This window comes from Pinibacter aurantiacus, from assembly GCF_019130065.1.
Lineage (GTDB): Bacteria > Bacteroidota > Bacteroidia > Chitinophagales > Chitinophagaceae > Pinibacter > Pinibacter aurantiacus.
This window is the reverse complement of the sequence record NZ_JAHSPG010000015.1, coordinates 143,872-160,370: the sequence shown is the minus strand read 5'-3', so window position 1 is coordinate 160,370 and position 16,499 is coordinate 143,872. Positions and strand designations below refer to the sequence as shown.

Annotated in this window: 11 protein-coding genes; 2 read left to right on the top strand and 9 right to left on the bottom strand. The window is 42.6% G+C overall.

Going from position 1 to position 16,499, the window contains the following annotated elements; genetic code table 11:
- Positions 1-110 precede the first annotated feature (110 nt).
- From KTO63_RS19105 to KTO63_RS19075, 7 genes are all read right to left on the bottom strand, one after another.
- Positions 111-2,150 (bottom strand): glycoside hydrolase family 127 protein, encoded by a 2,040-nt coding sequence (locus KTO63_RS19105; protein WP_217793339.1) that lies wholly within the window; start codon positions 2,148-2,150, stop codon positions 111-113.
- A gap of 160 nt (positions 2,151-2,310) precedes the next feature.
- Positions 2,311-2,844, bottom strand: a complete 534-nt coding sequence (locus KTO63_RS19100) for a hypothetical protein (RefSeq protein ID WP_217793337.1) — start codon at positions 2,842-2,844, stop codon at positions 2,311-2,313.
- 58 nt (positions 2,845-2,902) lie between these two features.
- Positions 2,903-3,844 (bottom strand): RNA polymerase sigma factor, encoded by a 942-nt coding sequence (locus KTO63_RS19095; RefSeq protein WP_217793335.1) that lies wholly within the window; start codon positions 3,842-3,844, stop codon positions 2,903-2,905.
- A gap of 154 nt (positions 3,845-3,998) precedes the next feature.
- Positions 3,999-4,379, bottom strand: coding sequence for a DUF4890 domain-containing protein (locus KTO63_RS19090; protein WP_217793333.1), 381 nt, complete (start codon positions 4,377-4,379; stop codon positions 3,999-4,001).
- A gap of 304 nt (positions 4,380-4,683) precedes the next feature.
- Positions 4,684-6,216 carry a DUF5689 domain-containing protein gene (locus tag KTO63_RS19085; protein ID WP_217793332.1) on the bottom strand — a complete coding sequence of 511 codons (1,533 nt, stop codon included), beginning with the start codon at positions 6,214-6,216 and terminating at the stop codon, positions 4,684-4,686.
- Between the two features lie 312 nt (positions 6,217-6,528).
- Positions 6,529-8,055: a SusD/RagB family nutrient-binding outer membrane lipoprotein gene (locus tag KTO63_RS19080; RefSeq protein WP_217793330.1), complete on the bottom strand. Its 1,527-nt coding sequence runs from the start codon at positions 8,053-8,055 to the stop codon at positions 6,529-6,531.
- A 30-nt stretch (positions 8,056-8,085) separates the two neighbouring features.
- Complete coding sequence (locus KTO63_RS19075) at positions 8,086-11,361, bottom strand: SusC/RagA family TonB-linked outer membrane protein (protein ID WP_232373252.1); 3,276 nt, start codon at positions 11,359-11,361, stop codon at positions 8,086-8,088.
- A gap of 401 nt (positions 11,362-11,762) precedes the next feature.
- Here KTO63_RS19075 and KTO63_RS19070 point away from each other — a divergent pair, with 401 nt between their 5' ends.
- Positions 11,763-14,285 (top strand): phosphocholine-specific phospholipase C, encoded by a 2,523-nt coding sequence (locus KTO63_RS19070; protein ID WP_217793326.1) that lies wholly within the window; start codon positions 11,763-11,765, stop codon positions 14,283-14,285.
- 132 nt (positions 14,286-14,417) lie between these two features.
- Here KTO63_RS19070 and KTO63_RS19065 read toward each other — a convergent pair whose 3' ends face one another.
- The gene (locus KTO63_RS19065; RefSeq protein WP_217793325.1) at positions 14,418-14,636 is read right to left on the bottom strand and encodes a DUF4287 domain-containing protein; all 219 of its coding nucleotides are present in this window, start codon (positions 14,634-14,636) and stop codon (positions 14,418-14,420) included.
- A 147-nt stretch (positions 14,637-14,783) separates the two neighbouring features.
- On the opposite strand from KTO63_RS19065, the gene KTO63_RS19060 reads away from it, so the two are divergent.
- Entirely contained in the window at positions 14,784-15,716 is a 933-nt protein-coding gene (locus KTO63_RS19060; protein WP_217793323.1) for a metallophosphoesterase family protein, read from the top strand.
- Between the two features lie 314 nt (positions 15,717-16,030).
- Here the strand turns inward: KTO63_RS19060 and KTO63_RS19055 are convergent, their stop codons facing one another.
- Positions 16,031-16,363 carry a DUF5713 family protein gene (locus KTO63_RS19055; protein WP_217793321.1) on the bottom strand — a complete coding sequence of 111 codons (333 nt, stop codon included), beginning with the start codon at positions 16,361-16,363 and terminating at the stop codon, positions 16,031-16,033.
- Between the last annotated feature and the right edge of the window lie 136 nt (positions 16,364-16,499).

The window sequence follows — 16,499 nt, the reverse complement described above, 5'->3', positions numbered from 1 at the left end:
TAGCCGCACTTAGGGTGTCTTAGTGAACCTTAGTGTCTTAGTGGTAAATATCTAAGTATCCTCCATTCTTGGTGCCCACTGTGCGTCCTTTGCGGTTAAAAGACAGGTAGTTAGTGATTGACAACCGGTGTCAGCACTTCATCGCTTGCCATCAACTGCACATCCTTCACTTTTTCCGGGAACCAGATCATCATTTCGCCCTTGCCACGGTTGGCCCATGCGTAGTAAGGAATGGCGGTAAAAGATTGTGCACGGGTACTTACGTTCAGGCCGTCGTTGCTGATATCAACAGCCGGTACACTCGCTTTTAACACCGTAACTCCGTTAAGTAATGCCGCATTGTATTCGCTTGTAAATGACGAAGTTCCCGGTAAAATAATATTGCTTACACGACCGTCATTGTCTTTCCATTCGCCGCAGTACATGAGAGGGCCACGTTGCAGTGCTACTTTGTTAATGTCGTTTTTAATATTGTTGCTGGCTACTACTTTTCTTATTTCCATTGGTAGAATAACTTCTACTTTATCACCTTTTTTCCACGTCCTGGCGAGTACTGCATAGCCTTTGTCAACGGTATATTCCACCGCACTACCATTGATTTTTACAACAGTTTTTTGTGCCGAATTGTTTTGAAAATTATAAAGTGGAGAAGGTATTGCTTCGTTGTTTGCCCAACCCGGAATACGTACGAGCAGGTTGAACGGCGTTGCTTTTTTAGGATCGATGGTGAAGGAAAGATTGCCGTCCCATGGATAATTGTTTTCCTGCTTTATCTGAACCGGTTTTCCGTTTATGTTAACAGACGCATCGCCACTTACGAACAGGTTTACATATACATCGGTTCCTTTTTGTGCGTACACGTAGCCCGGAAGTGCGGGAATGAATCTTGCGAGGTTGGTAGGACAGCAGGAGCAGTCGAACCATCCGGAACGCTCAGGTTCCATAGCTGTGTGGGAGAAGTTGTTGGTGATCTGCATGGCATTGGTGTAGAAGAACGATTTGCCGTTCAAGCCAATTCCTGAGATCAAACCATTGTACAAAGTTTTTTCAAGTACATCAATGTATTTGGATTCGCCGTGTAGCATAAACATACGTTGGTTCCAGTACACACCGGCAATAGCTGCGCAAGTTTCGTTGTAGGCGGTTGTATTTGGCAGATCATAATTATCACCAAAACGCTCGCCGTCAGGAATAGCTCCAACGCTTCCCTGCACATACATTTTTTTGCCTACCACGTTGTTCCAGATGTTGTCGATAGCAGCAATCATTTTTTGATCACCAGTAAGCGCTGCTACATCTGCCATTCCGGAGTAAAGGTATTCTGCACGAACAGCGTGCCCCGTGGCTTCCGTTTGGTCGTACACACTTTTATCGTCCTGCCAGTAAGAACCGTTTTTCCATGGGTTCTTGTTTTTCGCATCGTAGTCTTTTCGCTGGCCACGTTGTTCAATGAAAAATTTTGCGGTCTCTAAGTATTTCTTGTCGCCTGTAACGCGGTATAATTTTACCAAACCCATTTCCACAATTTCATGACCAGGGGCAACACCGCGTTTGCCTGGTCCAAAAACAGCACAAATAAGATCGGCATTTTTCAGAGCCACATTCAGCAGGTTCTTTTTGCCGGTTGCCTGGTAGTGCGCAACAGCGGCTTCATACAGATGGCCCGAGTTATAAAGCTCATGACTAAGCTCGGCTTCTTTCACCCATCTTTCTTGTCCCGACCATGCGTGCGGATGCGCTGGATCAATGGTTCTTGCGGTATACAAGTAACCATCGGGTTCTTGTGCTTTTGCAATTTTATCGATCAGTGTGTCAAGGTATTTTGATAAAGCGGGATCAGGGAAAACGCTCAGCGAATAGGAAGCGCCTTCGAGTGTTTTATAAATGTCTGTGTCGTCGAAAGGGAAGGTGGTGCAGAATTTGCCCGATTTTGCGGCGGCCATTTCGAAGTTCCTGACACGTCCTGTGCTTTCACATCTTTGGAAGGAAGCAGGAATGGTTACGGTGCGATTGGTTTGAATTCGTGGCAGCCAGAAATGGTCATTGAGTTTTACTTGAGTAAATGGCACTCCCGTGATAGAGTAGTCTGTTGATTGTGCGTGCGAGCCCAGTGCTGCAAGCAGCAAAAATGGCAAGAAGCGTTTTTTCATGATAGCGTTCAATTTTGTTATTCCGGTAAGTAAATGTTGAGTGTCAAATTAACACTTATTGGGAAAATAAAAAAGTCAAAATTAAAAAGTCAAAAGGTCTTGAGTGCGAGTTGCGCTCTAAATCTTTTGACTTTTTAATTTTGACTTTTTAAATTTTAACTTACTCCGTCCTATGAAAAACGGCGCTGCCTTTTTCTATCTCCTTGTTATCCAAAAAACTTACCAAGGCAAATTCAAGCGTGTTGTCGTCTTTGAACACCAGGTCTATTTTTTCGAGGAACTTTTTCTTTTGCTGGATTTCGTTTGCCTGCATGTAAAAATGATTATCAGCTTTCCAAACGCCCAGGTGATCATGGGCTGTACCGAAGTTGTCGACACTGAACCAGTGTATCTTGTTGTCATTGCTGTTGTACCCAACAAGATTTGATCCCTTTAGCGTGCCAAGTTGCGGGTCGGTGAACCATTCGTCCATGTATAAACCGCTGCCATCTGCGGTTTTTTTAAAGTCTACGTAGTAGGTGAACTCATGCTTTTGTCCACCGGTCATGAGAGTGGCTTTGCCTTCCCATTTTCCAAGAAGTTTCATGAGGTTAGTGAAGGCGGCTGGTGCTTGATTTTGAGCTTGTGTTTGAAGAGAAACATTGGCTGAAAGCAATGCAATAATGATTGCGTGTAAAATGATTTTGTTGCGCATAGGTTATGTTTTTAGAGAGATACATGAGCTATGCAAAAAGTTCGGATGGAAACGAAAATTATTTTCGTGGAGCGTCATAAACGTGGATGGTTTCTACCATCTTGGCCGGATTTCGGAACAGAACATATACAGAGGAAGGTGCGCAGCGGTCAGGATATTCAGGCGTATTGGTGTTTGGGCCTTCAACAACGGAAATGTTTCCGCAACTTACCACCTCCTGTACGTTGAACCTTGTGCCCAGGACGAGGTCTTCATTTATTTCTTTTTCAACGATTTGTCTCCCTTTACCGCATTTGCCACTGGTGAAACGAATATTGATAGCGGGGTGAAGGTGGTCAAATAGTTCGTTACGCATGTATGCGTCATCATACAGATTGCTCCAGAGGCGATAGTAGTAGCCTGACCATTCTTTGGCATTTTTTAGAATTGTATCGCCAGCATCATCGAATTTGTTGTAGACCTGTGAAAGCTTTTGACGGGCCGCTGCTAACCTGCTGCGAACAGTGCCGACCGGTATGCATAATATCGCGGCGATTTCTTCGTAGCTATTGTAATTGCTGAAATAACGAAGCAGCACGCATGACCGCAATTCTTCCGAGAGTTCCTGTAGCGACGTGTATAATTGTTGCTGGTTCGATGTTTTCTCCAAAGCAGATTGGGCCGAGTGAAAGATCATTTGTTCTTTCATGAGCATTGGTTCGCTATATTCCTCAAACTTTTTCCTGCGAAGTAGCTGATAAGTGTTATTGATGAGAATATGCTTTAACCAGGGATAAAAAGAATGATTGTTCCTAAGTGTTTGCAAGTGCGTAAAGGCTGCTATAAACGTATCCTGCACGGCGTCTTGCGCTGTGGCACTGTTGGCGCAAATTCTAAGTGCAAGTGCATACAGTCTTGGACGGAGAAATTCAAAAACAACCCCCATCTCATAAACATTTCCGTTTAGTGCTGCATTTGTTTTTCGTTGTATAACCTCTGGAATGTCAAGTGCCTGTTGCACTGTAGAAGTTTTAGTTCCTATAAGTTACAAAATTTTTCGGAGGTTGTCAATGCAAGTAAAAAGTTGAAAGTCAAAAGTCAAAGTCAAAAATCAAAAGTCAAAAAGTTCAAATGCAACTTGCATTCAGGACTTTTTGACTTTGACTTTTTAATTTTTATTTCTGGCTTTTCTTCTCTTTCATCTTTTCTTTCATTTGTTTTTTCATTTCTTCTTTTTTCTGTAACCAGGTTTGATATTGACTGTCGTTTAATACAGTTTTTAACTCAGCGTCTTTTGAAGATTCATCGCTTTTCATGGTTGCCATTTTTTGTTTCTTGGTGTCGGTACTGTTTTTCAAATCATCCATTTTGTTCGCATACTTTAAGTTAATGTCCTGCACTTTGGAAACCTGGTCATCTGTCAATTGCAGGTTGGATTTCATCCAGTTGGTTGTTTTTGTTGCTCTTTCGGAGGCTGTTGGCATTTGAGCAGAAACAAAATGCGTTGAAAGCATGAAAATGGAAAACACTAAAAGGTGGCAAATAATCTTTTTCATACAAGATGTTTTTGAAATGATGTAAGAAGATAGCTACAAGGTTCAAGTTGCCAGGCACCGGAGCTTATGTGCAAGATTGTTATGTAGTTACGAACATGATGAATGCTGGATTAGAATTGGCGTTTAACCATTTACAACCGGTAGCCAGCCACCTGCGACCTGTGAAATCCAACAAAACAACAAACAACCTTGTGAAATGTTGTCGGTTCCGTCAATTAAAAAGTAGAAATTCAAAACTCAAAAGTAAAAAGGCCTCAGGCGCAACTTGCACCTAAGACCTTTTGACTTTTGAGTTTTGAATTTTTTATTTAACTACAGTGCCGTTTGTTTCGATCATATCGATGGTGCCGCCTTTTGAAGGGATCAACACGTTCGTTTGCGATCTTGCAGTTGTCCATCTTCCAAGATTGGTATCATACACACCGCCCAGCAACTCAAAGTAACCAATATTTGCTGCAGGGTAGGCAAGTGCACGTGTGTTGGAGCCTGCTCTATAAAAGCCTTGCGACTTCAATGTTTGTGGATGTTTAAGATCGTAGTAGTCAGTATTTGTGATACGATAACCTACTTCAGGAGGACCAGCGGCATATATTGTACCACCAGTAGCTATGAACATAACGTCAACAGGCTCAGAGTTTGCGTTTACGGCGCTGTCTGCGAAAACTGCTATACCTGAAGCGTTTCCGCTGTTTGCAAGGATATTTGTTGTTACAGCACCGAATCCATCGCCCGGAATTTTAGTGTAGTCGAAAGTTCTGATCCAGTTTGCAGCACTGATGTCGCCGGATGTTTCACCGTTGATTTTTTTGCCGGTTCCGCCTACGTAGAAGAATTCACCTTTCTTAACTGTTCCTGAGAAAAGGTTGAATTTGAAAGTGCGCAATCCGCCGGTAGCCCAGCCTGTGGTAGGGTTTCCTACCGGTGTAGAAGCTCCTGCATTGTTTGTGGTTACTACTGCAAAAGGAGTTTTAGAAAAATCGATGTCTTTTGTAGCCTTTAATTGAATGTACTCGTAGTTTGCTTCGTTTTTAGTTGTTTCGTTGTAAGGATCGGCAAGGAATCCTGTGATCACAACAGGAGCAACTTTAACCTCCGAACTTAGTAACTGTATGTCTTTGGCGGTACGCAAACGGAAGGTTGCTTTAGATGTTTTACCGTCATTGCTGGTGAATACAATTCCTGTGAAGTTAGCCAATACCGGGGCTACGGTATCAGCGAAAGATGCAGTGGCCTCAGTGTGCAGCGTAATGCTGCCGTTACCATCATTCAGGTTTTTATCTCCCTTCAAAGTTTCTCCGGGAGCAGGCAATGGATCGAAACCGCCTTTTAAAATGGTAATCAATGCACTTTCGTAGTTGTCCGGATTGGCAAGTATCAAATTGTTAGGTACAAGGGTTGACGGAATAGCATTTCCTGAAGAAACTTTTCTGATGTTGCTTTCTGTAAGACCGGTGATTTTAAGAATGCCATTGGGTCTCGTCAAAGTACCGCCAGATATTTTCACCACCAGTGAATCACCCGTTGTATATTTTGTTGCTGCTGTTCCGAGGTCGATAGAGATACCTCTTACTTTAGACAGGCGGCGTGCGTCCTGCACTGCCAACAGTCCTGCAGGCATGTTGCCACCAGAAAAATCAGAAACAACCAAAACAGCGATACTGTCAGCATCCTGAAGGTTTTCCCGTGTAAGTATTACGTCAGTTCCTTTATACAATGGTCTCACGTCAAATACAGAAATATAAGGGCTTAGAACGCCGCCCGGATAAACGTCTTTTTTGCATCCCCACAATGAAGCTAATGATAGCGCGAAGAAGGAATACTTTAATATTTGTTTCATTATAAGTTTTTTTGATTGGCACACTGATGATACTGATTGGACTGATTTACACACCCGCCTGCAGACTTAGTCGGGCAGGGATTTTTTTGTGAACCTGTTGTCTTCCGTTTCAAATGTGTGCTTGCTTAATTTAATTTTTCTGAGAGGTTGAAAACTGTTATCATTTTGCAAACTGCTTTAACAACTCTCCACTCTCAATTCTCAACTCTCCACTGAAAAATCATTTTCAATTTTCAACTTTCAGTTTTCAATTTAACCTTGCGGTTTGTGCATCAGGGCGAATGCGATTCGCCCCTACAGCACTCCGACTAATTACGGTTTCTGCCACCAAACCTGTGTGCTGATCGCATCCGTTCCTTGTGCCGCAACAGCAGCTTTGTAGTTGGTTGGGTTTGTTGACTGGATGTACACCGGATATTTTAATCTTGCCGGCATTACACCACCGTTTTGCAAACCTGCCCCTTTAGGCAACACAGGGTGGCCGGTACGACGGTATTCGAACCACTGCTCCATATCTGTAAGGAACAATGCATAATATTTTTGCAAGTGGATCATTTCCATTTTCTCATCCAAAGTAGCGGCATCATCCCATGTGATATCAGCAGCGCCGGTGTAGTCTGTGATCTTCTTGTTCCATGTTGGGATCCACTGAGTAATACAGTTTTGAATACCTGCATTGTAATAGTTTGCAGCATTTCCAGTGATCCATCCCTTTGCTATGCACTCGGCCATAATGAAATTCAACTCAGAGTAAGTCATGATGATACCTGTGTTCGGATCTGTTTGCAATGTCAGCGGAACAGCATTGTTGACAGTTTGGTCCGTTCCATAGAAATAAGCACCTTTTGGTGCGCCGGTACCCGGTGAATATCCACTTGGCACCCCAATGAAATTACCTGCAGCAGGAGCGATGCCCCATCTGCACACACCGTTTGTACCGTAGGTAGGAATGTCGATGAATGGACTGGCCCATGTAGAAAGGTGATCGATAAAAAAGCTGCAAATTGCAGGAGCCCTGAAGTCTTGCGCCCTCACACTCACGTAAGGAGAAACTAGCGCGCCGCCTGTCCATTTCAAGATCGCAGACTCAGCATTGCTTGTCATGATCGGATGGTTAACCGTATCTGCAATGCGGCTTTGGATCTGTTTGATGCAGTCGTCTGCAACTTCCTTTTTGCCTGAAATGCGAAGCAATAAGCGCAGGTATAATGAATTGCCAAGCTTTCTCCATTTGCTTACATCTCCATTGTAAACAGGATCACTGTTAGGGACGATAGCGGTTGCTTTTTTCAGCAAAGTATCAGCTGCATCCAGTCTTTTAAAAATGTCTGCATAGATGTCTTTTTGTTTGTCAAAAGCAGGAGTGAAATTCAGGCTATCTCTTCCTTCGTTTGAATGGAAGTATGGAACATCTCCGTAAGTATCTGTAAGCATAGAATAAACCCATGCCTGGCAGATTTGGGAGATACCCATGTACGAAGTGTTGAGGGTAAGAGAATCGCTGGCAGTTGTATAAAGATCTTTATAGTTGGTAAGATCAGTGAACCAGCCATTGTACAGGTAGTCAGATACGTTATCGCGAATGTCGTATCTGAAGATCTCTCCTTGTCCATCGCCCATGTCAACAGTCACCTGCATCAACTCGTTGTTAACGTTGCGATTTCTGAGCAGGTTATAGTTTAAAGTGCTTGCTAAAGCAGGCGCCAAAAGCTGCTGTGGCAGTGCGTGTGGCGTATTGTTCGGGTCAGTGTTTACTTCTGTAAAATCTTTTGTGCAGGAAGTAAGTGCAACACTGAACGCGATTATTGCAGTTGAAATTTTATAAAAAGTTGTCTTCATAATCGTAAATAATAATTGCTCTTAATAATGTTACAAACCAACGATGATGTTAGCTCCGAATGATCTTGTAGATGGGAACTGACCAATTTCAAAACCCTGGAGAATGTCAGAACCATTCAATGTTCCAAACTCAGGATCGAAGCCCGGCCATTTGCTCCAGATGAAAAGATCTCTTCCGTAAACACCCACTGTTACACGCTGAACGCCGATTCTTTTTGTGATAGAAGGATTGATCGTGTAATCAAGGCTCAACTCTCTGAACTTGATAAAGTCTGTAGAGAATGTGCTTCCCTCAGCATTATCAACACCAAAATGAGAGCGGTAGTAGTTATCAATATCAGTGGCGATCGTTGTGTTTTTTGTATAAGAACCATCTTTGCCCAAAACAACACCGTTACCAATAATACCGCTGTACCTTCCGGGAAGGGTGCTTGTGATCTTACCTTGCTCTGCCATTTTGTAATGAGTAAGAGAGTAAGCAACTGCACCATATTGCGCATCAAACAACAAGTGCATGTGGAACTGTTTGTAAGTGAAATCGTTGGTGAAACCAATTTTTCCTTTAGGGTTAGTGTTACCTAATTTTTTTACATTATCTGAGATCAATGCAAAACCTGTAGTGCCATCATATACCACCTGTCCGTCCGGGGCGCGTACATAGCCTCTTCCATACAAATCGCCGATGCTTCCACCAACTTGCGCCACCAATTGCGCACCGCCTGTAGGGCCATTAAACAACACAACTGAACTGTCAGCCAATTGCTTGATCGTGTTTACGTTTTTAGAGAAAACAAGACCTGTTGTCCATTTGAAACCATGAGGGTTCATGATCGGTGTTGCATTAACTGCAAGCTCGATACCTTTATTGTTAACCTGGCCAATGTTGATCATTGAATACGGATAACCTGAAGACTGGTCAACTATACGTCTGAGGATCTGGTTTTTTGTGCTACCCTGGTATACAGCAAGATCAAATCCTAAGCGGTTTTTGAAGAACTCAACATTTGCACCTGCTTCGTAAGTGATTGTTTTAAGTGGTTTCAGGTTTGGATTAGCCAGTGTTGTTGGGTTTTCCAAACCACCATTAAACAAGCTGCCTGCAGATGTGTAGTTGAATGAAGTGATGTAAGGAGTTGTACCGCCGCTACCTACGCCAGATGCAGAGAATCTAAGTTTTGCAAAGCTGATTGCTTGCGGAAGTTTTACGGCATCAGATAAAATGAAACTTAAGTTAGCTGAAGGGTAGAAGAAGCCTGCGTTCTCAGTACGTGTTGGCGTTGCCAAAACAGAGTTCCAGTCTTGTCTTCCTGTAAGGTCGAGGTAAACCATATTTCTATAGTTCGCCGTGATCATACCGTACAAGCTGTTGATGTTGTATTTGCTTTTCACCGGTACGGTAACCAAAGGACCGGCAGCGTTAGCCATTGAATAGATGCCAGGATAAGTAAGTGAATCTGCGCGAACTTCGTCTTTGTTGTAATTGTTTCTCAACATGCTTCCACCGATAGAAGCATTGATGTCGAAATCGTGATTGATCTTCTTAGTATATCTTAAGAAGAAGTCAGCACCAGATTCCATAGAGAAGATATTCTGAGTGCGGTAGCTTCCTTTAGGGAATTTCGCACCGGCATCATAAGGGCGCTCCTGGGCGCGTTGCTCGTAAGACATATCCAAAGACGTTCTTACCTGAAGACTCAATTCCTTAGTGAAATTGTAAGTAGCCTGGATGTTACCTGTTACAGCATTACGGTTCATTCTGTTGATGAACTCATAGGCTACAGCGTAAGGGTTTTCAGGGAAAGAGCTGAATGGATATTCGATTGCTTTATCTTCTTTACCATTTTGCCAGTAGTTTTTCAACCAGTTAAGATCTGCACTTGGCTGCCAGAAAATGTACCAGTACATGATTGATTGATTGCCATAACCCGCGCCAGGCAAGTTGTCGCTCCATTTATTGTTATAATCAACTTTTGAAGAGATGGTCAGTTTGTCGCTCAACTTTGAGTTAACAGACATAGAAACGGTGTTTCTCTTATAGCCCGTATTTGGAAGAATCCATTTGTTGGAAACATTTGTAAGACCAAATCTTGCAGTTGTTTTTTCAGTACCACCTTCAACGCTGATACTGTTCGTGTATGTTTGACCCGTTTGAAAGTATTCGCGGCTTTGATCTTTGTAAGGAACCCACGGCGTTCTTATTGAATCCTGTGCCTGTGTACCGGGGTTGAACTGATAGAATTTTTGTCCATCGAATTTTGGTCCGTATGCAGAACTCGTACCACTTGTGCTCGCACCATCAACGCCTGCACCATAGGAATAATAGTCAGCACCGGCAAGGCCCTGGCCATATTCGTATTGCAGATCCGGCCAGCGGTTAACTCTTTCAGCACTCGCATTTGAGCGAACAGTTACGCTCATTTTTTTGCTTCCGCCACCAGACTTTGTTGTAATAACGATTGCACCGTTAGCACCTCTTTGGCCATACAATGCAGCGGCACCAGGGCCTTTCAACACTGTTACAGACTCGATGTCCTCCGGGTTGATATCATTTAAATTGCTACCGTAATCTGCAGGCATGTTATCACTACCTGTACCATAAACAGTTTCGCCACCATTAGACGTCCTTCTGCCACTTCCCTGGTTAATCACCACGCCATCCACAACGATCAACGCTTCGTTATCGCCGGTCAGGTTGTTTTCACCACGAAGAATAATTTTGTTGGAACCTGCAGGGCCGCTGTTTGATCTGATAAGATTTAAACCGGCTACTTTACCAGACAATGCATCCGTCCAGTTACCTGCCATTGCTTCTGTTAATTGCTCACCTTTCACAGTTGTAGTGGAATAACCAAGAGATCTGTTGGCACGTCTGATACCCAGCGCCGTTACAACCTGTACTTCCTGCAAATCTTCTGCAGACCCTATCAGTGTAACACTAAGCTGTGTGTGCTTTCCAACTTTAACGTCTTTTGGTTTAAAACCAACAGCGGAGATAACCAATGTATCGTCTTCCGTACAATTGATTTTAAACACCCCATCAAGATCTGTGTTTGTGCCTTTCTTCGATTTCTTGATCATTACTGAAGCTCCTGCAACAGGCTTGCTGTCAGCTGCATTTTTTACTGAACCTGATACCAGTTTTTGCTGCGCAAAAGAAGCGCCGCAAAACAATACCAGTGCAATAATGCTCAAAAGAGAAGTTAGTTTTTGTTTTCTGCTGCTTACACCTGCCGGCGAATTGATGGCGGATAAGCAAGCACTGCCGGGCGTTTCGGGCCCAAGGCAAATTGCGGTAGAAAGATTCATTTGAGTTTGATTTGGTAAGAAATGAAGCATGAGAGCTGATCAACGCCTCGCACTGCATTTCTTTTGTCAAAAGTTTGATTGTGAAAATTTTCAGGCCGCAATAGTAGACCCCCGATGTTAAGTTTATGTTATCCAGACGTTATGTTAAAATGATGTTATCGGTTACGCACAACCGAATAATTACATTATATGTTTTGTCGGGTACAATTGTTCAATTCTGTAGAAATTCTGAATTGGTAACATTCACGTAATATTCGCGACAGATTTTCGCGCACGAAAAAGTTATGAGTTGTGAGTTATGAGAGGGTGCAAAATATTGCATTACCATATTTAGTGTGCTACCTATCTCAAAACCTGTAATCCAAAACTCATAACCCAAAAGTCATAACTTAAAACTCCTCATGGACAACAGACGGGAATTTCTAAAAAAAACGATGCTGCTTTCCGGTGCAACCGGCCTTTCTCAAATGGTTCCTGCATCTATACAGAAAGCGCTTAACATTGATCCTGCTCCGGGCAGTACTTATCTCGACGCGGAGCATGTGGTGATTCTGATGCAGGAGAACAGGTCCTTTGATCACTGCTTTGGCAGTTTGCAGGGGGTGCGTGGCTTCAATGATCCAAGAGCCATTACGCTGCCAAACGGAAATCCTGTTTGGTTGCAAACAGATAAACATGGCGATATCTATGCACCATTCAGACTGGATATCAAACAATCTAAAATTACATGGATGGGCTCGCTGCCACATGTTCGCTCCAGCCAGGTAGATGCTTATAACGGCGGTAAACATGACGGATGGTTGAAGGCAAAAAGATCTGGCAATAATAGCTATGCAGATATGCCTTTAACGCTTGGGCACTATACAAGAGAAGATCTTCCTTTCAACTATGCGCTGGCAGATGCGTTTACCATATGCGATCAGAACTTCTGTTCGGTAATGTCAAGCACCACGCCAAACCGTGCGTTCTTTTGGAGCGGAATGATCAATGATATTGAGGACGGCAGACCCAAAGCCAACATTCGCAATCCCAATTATACATTTGGTGCCAAGAAATGGAAAACATTTCCTGAGCTGCTTACCAATAATAATGTTAAGTGGAAATTTTACCAGAATGAATTAAGCGCCGCCGGTGGTTTTAAAGAAGATGAAGGAGCATGGCTCGGAAACTTTGGTTGTAACAATCTTGAATTTTTTGAAGCTTACAATGTAAAGTTTATAGAAAGATACAGGCAACGTTTACAAACTCAGGTAGATACGCTTTCAGCAGAAATTCAAAGTCTGCAGAATGCGGCGATTGGTGGCGAAAAGCCAGGAGAGAAGGCAGAGAAAACGATAGCCAAAAAACAGGAAGTGTTGCAAGCCGCTAAGGAAGAATTGAAAACTTTCAATGAGAAAAATTTCAATGAGCTTTCTGCGATGCAAAAACAATTGCATCAAAATGCGTTTGTGGTAAATGCAGCTGATCCCAACTATCGCAGCATTGCTGAAATCGAATATGATGATAATGGGGTGCAGCGCAAAACCACCGTTCCTGCTGGAGATATTTTATACCAGTTCCGCAAAGATGTACAGGAAGGCAAATTGCCAACTGTTTCATGGCTGGCGGGACCAAAGAATTTTTCCGATCACCCGAGTGCGCCCTGGTATGGGGCATGGTACGTGTCTGAAGTAATAGATATTCTCACACAAAATCCTGAAGTATGGAAGAAAACAATTTTCATTCTTACATACGACGAAAACGACGGCTACTACGATCACATTCCTCCGTTTTCTATTCCTGATAACAACAAACCAGGAACCGGAAAATGCTCTGCAGGTATTGATACAGAAGTGGAATTTGTGAGATTGGAAAATGAATTGGCTCAAGGTGTAAAACAAAAGGAAGCCCGTGAAGCGCCGATTGGTCTTGGTTTTCGTGTGCCGATGATTATTGCCTCACCATGGAGCCGTGGTGGAAAAGTATGTTCGCAGGTTTTTGAACATACTTCTACATTACAATTCCTTGAAACATTCATCAATAGAAAGTACAACAAGAATATTCACCTGGAGAACATCAGCGAGTGGCGCCGAACCATCTCCGGAAATCTTACATCAGTCTTCTCCCCGTTTGATCCGGCTCAGGATAAGCTGCCGTTTCTTCAACGGGATGCATTTGTAGAAACCATCTACAATGCAAAATTCAAGGAGATGCCAAATGGATTCAGAAAATTGACTGCAGAGGAAATTGCAGCTACAACAAAAGATAGAGCCAGCCATAATATTCTACCGGAGCAGGAGAAAGGCATTCGTAAATCATGTGCGTTACCATATGAATTGTATGTGCATGGCAGCATAAGTAAAGATGGTAAAACATTTGGCATGAAGTTACAGGCTGCCAATAAGGTGTTTGGCAAAGATGCTTTGGGTGCTCCATTTACCGTGTACACACCCGTGGTGTATGAAAATGGCACTGAGAACAGGAACTGGTCTTTCGCTGCAAAAGCAGGTGATACACTGGAATACGAATGGCCGCTTGCATCTTTTGATGCCAGTCAATATAATTTGCGGGTAAGCGCACCAAACGGCTACTATCGCGAGTTTGTTGGTGATGCAAATGATCCATTGGTGGAGATTTGGTTGGGTTATGAATTGAATCGCTTAACAGGAAAGCCTACGGGAAATCTTGAACTGACAATCAATAACAAACACACAGCTAACACTTACGATGTTGTGTTGCAGGACAACGGTTATCACCAAAAACAATTAAAAAAACAAGCTGCACCGGGTAGAACACAAATCGTTTTGGACCTGCAAAAGACATTCGGCTGGCATGATTTTACTGTTTCGGTAAATGGTTTTGCAAGTTTTGCGCAACGTTTTGCAGGAAGAGTGGAAACAGGAAAAGAAAGTTTCACAGATCCCGTTATGGGAAGAACGGTGTAAATAAATCATCAATGTAGAGACGCATGAAAATGCGTCTCCCGGGCACGTAGCAAATTCGGGAGACGCATTTTCATGTGTCTCTCTCGGGCACGTAACAAATTCATGAGACGCCTTTTCATGTGTCTCTACGAGTTATTCCGTTTTTCCTTTAAATGTTGCATAGATCGCCATTGCATGACCATGACCCAATTCAAAATCTTCTTTTAGCCATTCTACAATTTGCCCCGCTTTAACCGTAGCAAGCAATTCTCCTTTTTTTAAGAATCCTTTTTTCTCCGCTAATTTTTTGAAGTCTTCAGGAGACTTGCCTGTCTTGGCTTTGATGTTATCGATGTACGCTTGAAATGACATAAGAGTGTTCCTTTAGGTTGAATATTGTTGATTGAATTGTTGTATAAATATAGCAAGTAAAAAAGATAATTTTTTGATAATAGCGGTATCGCAAATCATGGTTCACACCTTAATAAGTTTGCGCTTTAACCATTACATCAACATACAATGAATCGCAGATCACTACTCAAAAGCGCGGGATTGTTTTCATTGCTTCCTGCTTTTTCCGGACTTACTTCTTTTGCAAATGACAATAAAGGTGGTAAGAAACAAGTACTTCGCTTTGCACACCTTACCGATGTTCACATAGAACCGGAAATGAATGCACCAAAGGGTTTTGCAAGTTGCTTGCATAGCATTCAATTGCAAAAGCAAAAGCCATCTTTTATCCTGAATACAGGTGACTGCATCTTCGATGCATTGAAGCAACCAAAGGACAGAGTCGAAACGCAATGGACCTTGTGGAACTATATATTGAAACAGGAAAACAGTTTGCCAATCGAATATTGCATTGGCAATCATGATTGCTGGGGCTTCGGGCAAAAAGAAGATCCTTTATATGGTAAGAAATATGCGCTGGACAAAATGAGTTTGGCGAAGCCATACAGGAGCTTCGATAAAGCAGGTTGGCACTTTATTATATTGGATAGCATTCAGCCAAAGAACGATGGCACATGGTATGAGTGCGTATTGGATGATGAACAATTTGATTGGTTGCAAAAAGATTTGGCTGCCGTGCCTTCAACAACACCTGTTATTGTTGCTTCGCATGTACCACTTGTGTCTGCTGCAACAGTGGTGGTTGATAATAAAGTGAAAGGAGATCAGGGTTATGTTTTGGGGCTTGGTTCTATGCATATAGATGCAGCAAGAATTGTGGAGCTGTTTGATAAATTCCCCAACGTAAAACTTTGCCTCAGCGGGCACATTCATTTGTACGAGCAAATTATTTACAATGGTGTAACATACATCAGCAACGGTGCTGTAAGCGGCAACTGGTGGAAAGGAAAACGTTACCAAACTGTGAACGGATATGCAATGGTGAACCTTTACGATGATGGAACTTTTAGCAATGAGTATGTACCGTACAGTTTTAGTTGAGAGTGGAGAAGGGAGAGTTGAGAGTTGTTTTTGTGATAAACAATGAATAGATAATTGAGAGTCTGCATTATGCAGACTTTTTTATTTTGGGGGCATCGGTACGGCTTCGATTGGGCTTTTCTTGCGTCGCACTCTTCAACTGATGATATCTATTGATAAGTTTTATGGCGACATTACCTCGATAATAAGAATTACTTCTGTTGAACGGAGCGTCGCAAGCAAAGTTTAAACAAGGCTTATTGCTGATATCAAAAAATGTTTAAGTCTTATTCTTCAAATAACTCTCAACTCTCAATTCTCAACTCTCAATTTTTTCACCAGTCCCTCTCTCTGATTGCTTCCTCTACGTTCAGCGTAATTTCAAAATGTTTCAATATTCTATCAACAGTCATTTCTATAGATTCAAGGGCAGTCGTGTCGAATTCGCTGTCATGCTCCAAAAACTCATCTTGTAAGTCATTTGTTTTCAGGATCATCTTGTCAAACAATTCCTGGATATTTCTGTTAGAGAGATTGCCTTTTTCAAGTTGGTCGACTGTTTCTTTGATGACGTTTTTTAATTTGTCAACCAGGAAAGGTGGGTAGAAGTCGTCGTTGGACATTTCAGGAATGTACTCGAAATTGTCTGGCAGTTTTTTCGTATGCATGATCGTTAGTTTTAAGAAGTGTAAATAGCGGATAAACTAGTCGGGTTCTCAATGATGCCGGTCACGCTGTATCATGAATTTACACAAAAAATATGGAAAATGAAAGCGTGATCCCAGGCTCGGAGACTTGTGTGCA

Bases quoted from the DNA above. Each gene is read 5' to 3' on its own strand.
- KTO63_RS19055 (WP_217793321.1), bottom strand. From the start codon at position 16,363: ATGCATACGAAAAAACTGCCAGACAATTTCGAGTACATTCCTGAAATG.
- KTO63_RS19100 (WP_217793337.1), bottom strand. From the start codon at position 2,844: ATGCGCAACAAAATCATTTTACACGCAATCATTATTGCATTGCTTTCA.
- KTO63_RS19060 (WP_217793323.1), top strand. From the start codon at position 14,784: ATGAATCGCAGATCACTACTCAAAAGCGCGGGATTGTTTTCATTGCTT.
- KTO63_RS19065 (WP_217793325.1), bottom strand. From the start codon at position 14,636: ATGTCATTTCAAGCGTACATCGATAACATCAAAGCCAAGACAGGCAAG.
- KTO63_RS19090 (WP_217793333.1), bottom strand. From the start codon at position 4,379: ATGAAAAAGATTATTTGCCACCTTTTAGTGTTTTCCATTTTCATGCTT.
- KTO63_RS19075 (WP_232373252.1), bottom strand. From the start codon at position 11,361: ATGAATCTTTCTACCGCAATTTGCCTTGGGCCCGAAACGCCCGGCAGT.
- KTO63_RS19080 (WP_217793330.1), bottom strand. From the start codon at position 8,055: ATGAAGACAACTTTTTATAAAATTTCAACTGCAATAATCGCGTTCAGT.
- KTO63_RS19070 (WP_217793326.1), top strand. From the start codon at position 11,763: ATGGACAACAGACGGGAATTTCTAAAAAAAACGATGCTGCTTTCCGGT.
- KTO63_RS19105 (WP_217793339.1), bottom strand. From the start codon at position 2,150: ATGAAAAAACGCTTCTTGCCATTTTTGCTGCTTGCAGCACTGGGCTCG.
- KTO63_RS19085 (WP_217793332.1), bottom strand. From the start codon at position 6,216: ATGAAACAAATATTAAAGTATTCCTTCTTCGCGCTATCATTAGCTTCA.